The 3,740-nt window shown below is 71.6% G+C and carries 2 protein-coding genes, 1 pseudogene and 1 riboswitch; all 3 genes and pseudogenes read left to right on the top strand.

Annotated elements, in window-relative coordinates:
* The first annotated feature begins 4 nt into the window (after positions 1-4).
* On the top strand, positions 5-1,258 hold the full coding sequence (locus tag MTQ10_RS28810) for a cytochrome P450 family protein (protein ID WP_247473295.1): 1,254 nt from the start codon (positions 5-7) through the stop codon (positions 1,256-1,258).
* A 178-nt stretch (positions 1,259-1,436) separates the two neighbouring features.
* Positions 1,437-2,504 (top strand): annotated as a pseudogene (locus tag MTQ10_RS28805) (transglycosylase family protein).
* A 198-nt stretch (positions 2,505-2,702) separates the two neighbouring features.
* Positions 2,703-2,885: riboswitch (cyclic di-AMP (ydaO/yuaA leader) on the top strand.
* Positions 2,886-2,889: 4 nt separating this feature from the next.
* Positions 2,890-3,588: a LysM peptidoglycan-binding domain-containing protein gene (locus MTQ10_RS28800; RefSeq protein ID WP_247473294.1), complete on the top strand. Its 699-nt coding sequence runs from the start codon at positions 2,890-2,892 to the stop codon at positions 3,586-3,588.
* Positions 3,589-3,740: the final 152 nt, after the last annotated feature.

The following is a 3,740-nucleotide window of genomic DNA, read 5'->3' as shown; positions in this document are numbered from 1 at the left end:
CGCCCTGCCTCCCGGCGCCCCCGCTCTCTTCACGTGGGAGTTCGCCACCGACCCCTACCCCGCCTACGCCTGGCTCCGTGAGCACGCCCCCGTGCACCGGACGCGGCTGCCGAGCGGGGTGGAGGCCTGGCTGGTCACCCGGTACGCCGATGCCCGGCAGGCCCTTGCCGACCAGCGGCTCAGCAAGAACCCGGCGCATCACGCCGAGCCCGCGCACGCCAAGGGCAAGACGGGCATCCCGGGGGAGCGCAAGGCCGAGCTGATGACGCATCTGCTGAACATCGACCCGCCGGACCACACCCGGCTGCGGCGGCTGGTCAGCAAGGCGTTCACCCCGCGCCGTGTCGCCGAGTTCGCGCCGCGCGTGCAGGAGCTGACCGACCGGCTGATCGACGGGTTCGCGGCGCGCGGGGAGGCCGACCTCATCCACGAGTTCGCGTTCCCGCTGCCCATCTACGCCATCTGCGACATGCTGGGTGTGCCCCGCGAGGACCAGGACGACTTCCGGGACTGGGCGGGCATGATGATCCGTCACGGCGGCGGTCCGCGCGGCGGTGTGGCGCGGTCGGTGAAGAAGATGCGGGGCTATCTCGCCGACCTCATCCATCGCAAACGGGCTGCGCTGCCCGCGGAGCCGGTGCCGGGCGAGGACCTCATCTCCGGTCTGATCCGGGCCTCCGACCACGGTGAGCACCTCACCGAGAACGAGGCGGCGGCGATGGCGTTCATCCTGCTGTTCGCCGGGTTCGAGACCACCGTCAATCTCATCGGCAACGGCACGTACGCGCTGCTGACGCATCCGGAGCAGCGGCGGCGGTTGCAGGAGTCGTTGGCGGCGGGGGAGCGGGAGCTGCTGGAGAGCGGTGTGGAGGAGCTGCTCCGTTACGACGGGCCGGTGGAGCTGGCCACGTGGCGGTTCGCCACCCGGCCGCTGACCATCGGCGGGAAGGACATCGCGCCGGGTGATCCCGTGCTCGTCGTCCTGGCGGCTGCCGACCGCGACCCGGAGCGGTTCACCGAACCGGACGCCCTGGATCTGGCACGGCGTGACAACCAGCACCTCGGCTACGGTCACGGCATTCACTACTGCCTCGGTGCGCCGCTCGCCCGGCTGGAGGGGCAGACCGCGCTCGCGACGCTGCTGACCCGGCTGCCGGATCTGCGGCTCGGCGCGGACCCCGCCGACCTGCGCTGGCGTGGCGGGCTCATCATGCGCGGACTGCGGACGCTGCCCGTGGAGTTCACTCCGGTGCGCTGACAAGGAATCGTCGCAGCGGCAAAGGTGACGCTCTGTCATCTCTGTGATCTTCACGTGATCCGCGCGGCATGAACTTGTGACAAGAGATCGAATGCCTATACGTTCACTCGTCAACACGGCGGCGACGCCCCCCACCGCCCCGCCGTGCGGTCAGTGTTGTCTCGGGAAAGGTCCCCGCATGCTTTCCGGGAACGGTCGTCACCGTCGCCCCCGTCAGGCTCCGGCGTTCGTCGTCGCCGCCGGAGTGACCGGTTCCGCCATCGCCATCCCGCTCCTCGGTGCCACGGGCGCCAGCGCGGCCGACGGTGGCACGTGGAACAAGGTGGCGTAGTGCGAGACCGGCGGCTCCTGGAGCCAGAACACCGGCAACGGGTTCTACGGCGGCCTGCATCTCACGCTGGAGGACTGGGAGAAGTACGGCGGCACCGAGTTCGCCGAGCGGCCCGACCTCGCCAGCCGCTCCCAGCAGATCGCCGTCGCCGAGAAGGTCCTCGCCGACCAGGGTGTGGGTGCCTGGCCCGCGTGCGGTCCGCTGTCCGGGCTCGCGCAGCGGTCGGGCGCGGCCGATGTGGACACCGGTGTGGAGAACGGCACTTCGGGCGGTACGGGCGGTACGAGTGGTACGGGCGGTTCGTCCGGTTCCTCCGCCGAGCCCGGCGGTTCCGCCACGACCGACCCCGACGGCTCCGCCGGCGCGTCCGGCGCCGCGGACGGCTCCGGCGCCTCCGCGACCCCCGGCGCCTCCACGCCCTCCGCGGACACCTCGACGGGCTCCCCCGAGGTCACGCCGGGCACCTCCGGCGGCCCGGGTGCGGCCGACGGCTCCACCGCGACGCCGGGCGCCACCGCCACGCCCGAGACCCCCGCTCAGGAAACCGACAGCTCGCCCACAGCGGAGCCGAACTACGACGAGTCGGACAACTCGGGCCAGCCTGTCGGGATTTCCGGCCTCGTCGACACGGGCGCCCTCGGCCTCGACGGCCAGAGCGGCGGACGCCACCGCGGTCCGAGCGCCGACGAGGACGCCTCCGGCGCCTCCACGGCGACCACGGGCCGGCACGCCGCGCCCGCCGAGGGCGCCGGATCGGGGTCGTACACCGTCCGCGTCGGCGACAGCCTCGCCTCCATCGCGGACTCCCTTGACCTCGACGGCGGATGGCACCGCCTCTACGACGACAACAAGGACGCCATCGGAGCCGACCCGAGCCACATCGTCCCCGGTCAGACCCTTCGTGTCGGTGGCTAAAGGGGCGTAAACGGACGGGAGTTGACGCCCTGTTTCGTGGCTAATGTCCGGTTTGGCGAAAGTGTGGGATGAGTCTCAGAAGCCCTGATCGTCTTTGAAATTCGCCCGATCGCCTGTCTACGGTCAGGACCGCTCGCCACCGCGAGCCCCGGCTGCCGCAACGCCGAATCCTGCCAGCGGCCGTACGGGAACAGTCGTCGCTTCCGAGCGCCGTAGGCAGGAGCGGGGGACCCAAGGTAAGTGCCGCACCGGCCGGTTGGCCGGCGCGGCTGGGGGTGAAGCCGTGCCCGTGCGGGGCGAAAGCCGCGTACCGGACACGGCCGGGCAACTCAACCGGCCCGAACCCGACAGCTCACCTCGCAGGCGTCGGTGAGGGGATCGATCCATGCTGTTCTCCGGCAAGGGCAAGCACCGTCGTCCGTCCAAGGCCACCCGCGCCATCGCACTCGCCGGTGTCACCGGCGCCGCCGTCGCCGCCCCGCTGATGGCGGCCGGCAACGCCTCCGCCGCCACCGAGGCCGAGTGGGACGCCGTCGCCCAGTGCGAGTCCGGCGGCAACTGGTCCATCAACACCGGCAACGGCTACTACGGCGGTCTGCAGTTCGCCGCCTCCACCTGGGCCGCGTACGGCGGCACCCAGTACGCCGCCACCGCTGACAAGGCCACCAAGGCGCAGCAGATCGCCATAGCCGAGAAGGTCCTCGCGGGCCAGGGCAAGGGCGCCTGGCCGGTCTGCGGTGTCGGCCTGTCCAGCACCCCGTACAACGGCGCCGCCGCCTCCTCGTCCTCCTCCGCCGGCCAGAGCGCCGAGCGCTCCACCGAGCAGAGCGCGTCGCGCACCGCCGAGCGCCCCGCCCAGCAGCAGGCGCCGAAGACGAAGAGCCAGAAGACCGTCACCACCCCGACCGGCAAGGAGGTCAAGAAGGGCGACGGCGAGTACAAGGTCGTCAAGGGCGACACTCTCAGCTCCATCGCCGAGAAGCACCACGTCTCCGGCGGCTGGAAGAAGCTGTTCGACCTCAACAAGGACATCATCGAGGACGCCGACCTCATCTACCCGGGCCAGCAGCTGCACCTGAAGTAAGCCGGCAGGCCAGGCCCCCCACGGCTCCCCGCTCCGGCGCGTGTTCCCCCGTACGCGCCGGGGCGGGGTTCTCCGTACGCGGGGTTCCTCGTACGTACGCCGCCGCTCACGCCCGTACGAGGCTCTCCGCGCCGCCCCGGCGCGTACGGGGG

The sequence above is a fragment of the Streptomyces sp. XM83C genome (assembly GCF_023072675.1).
Taxonomy (GTDB): domain Bacteria; phylum Actinomycetota; class Actinomycetes; order Streptomycetales; family Streptomycetaceae; genus Streptomyces; species Streptomyces thermocoprophilus.
Note: the sequence above shows the minus strand (reverse complement) of the source record. Positions and strands in the feature narration are given on the sequence as shown.